General features: G+C 49.5%; 1 protein-coding gene. It reads left to right on the top strand.

The annotated features are described in order from the left end of the window. Window positions 1-1,554, top strand: a 1,554-nt coding sequence (locus ACI2IW_RS13925) for a cadherin-like domain-containing protein (protein ID WP_404693962.1), incomplete at both ends; no start/stop codon positions are given.

Below are 1,554 nucleotides of genomic sequence, written 5' to 3' on the forward strand. Positions count from 1 at the left end.
AGTGACGTAGAAGCGGCAGACATTGCCTCGATTACCTATACCAATGCCGCAGGTATCCCAGTGACTATCACGGGTAGTACTGCCATACAAAACGTCTTAAATGGCACCACAGTACTTGAGGTCAAAGTACCTGCAGGCAGCACAGCGGCACCTCTCATCACCGTGACCACCAACAACGATGACATTTATGAGAACAGTGAGCAGCTCAGCTTTGTGGTCACTGGTGCTGATAATGCAGCCATTGACAATACCGCTGCCACGGGCACGATTGTTGATGAAGACCGTGTCGATGATAGTGGTGATCAGCTAGGCGACTTTGATGATAGCGATGAGAGTCAAGACACCGACCAAGGCGAAGCGGTTAACGGCAACTTACTAGACAATGCTACTGATACTGATCCTAGCATCACATTAAACGTGGCGAACGTCCAAGTGGACACCAATGGTGACGGCATACCAGATACCGTTATCACCATTGGCAGCCCAGTTGCCATTACAGATAATGGCAGCCCTGTCGGCAGCCTCACCGTAAACGTTGATGGCAGCTATAGCTTTACCCCAGATGCCGACTTTACTGGTGACGTGCCTGTTATCAGTTACGACATCGTGGATAGCGCTTCACCGACCGATGTGCTTGATAGCTCCGAGCTGAACATTACAGTGATTCCAGGTCCTGTTGAGATTGCCATCAGTGCCACTAAAGCCACCTCTACCGAGCAAATCGGCAATACTGACACCCTTGAATTCACCCTCACACAAAACGTCGCCAGTGACAAAGACAGCAATGTTAGAGTCACACTTGATGGCTCAAGCCCTAACATCACCGCCAGCGACATTGCTCGTCTGCAATATACCAAAGCGGATGGCACCGTGGTAAATACCACTGATCAGAGCGTCATCGCTAACTTCTTAACCGATGGCGACACCGTTCAAATAGCTGCGGGCAGTAAAGTCAGTACAGTTATCTTTACCATTGCTGACGATAGTGCTTATGAGCAGACAGAGAACCTAGGACTGGTCATCTCAAACCCAGTCAACCCAAATGGCATCAGCATCACCACTAACACTGACAGTGGTGTGATTAGTGATGAATCAAACAACCCAGCTGATCCGCTTGATGGCAGTAATGAAGAAGGCGACCGTCCGACCGTTAGCATTACCGCAACAGATGCACAGGCTATTGAAAGCGAGGACAACGTCCTAAGCTACACCGTCAAGCAAGACAATCTAAGTAACCTTGCCACCACCGTGCAAGTGAAAGTTGACGTAAACAACAGTGACGTAGAAGCGGCAGACATTGCCTCGATTACCTATACCAATGCCGCAGGTATCCCAGTGACTATCACGGGTAGTACTGCCATACAAAACGTCTTAAATGGCACCACAGTACTTGAGGTCAAAGTACCTGCAGGCAGCACAGCGGCACCTCTCATCACCGTGACCACCAACAACGATGACATTTATGAGAACAGTGAGCAGCTCAGCTTTGTGGTCACTGGTGCTGATAATGCAGCCATTGACAATACCGCTGCCACGGGCACGATTGTTGATGAA

This window comes from Psychrobacter sp. NPDC078501, assembly GCF_044900935.1.
GTDB lineage: Bacteria > Pseudomonadota > Gammaproteobacteria > Pseudomonadales > Moraxellaceae > Psychrobacter.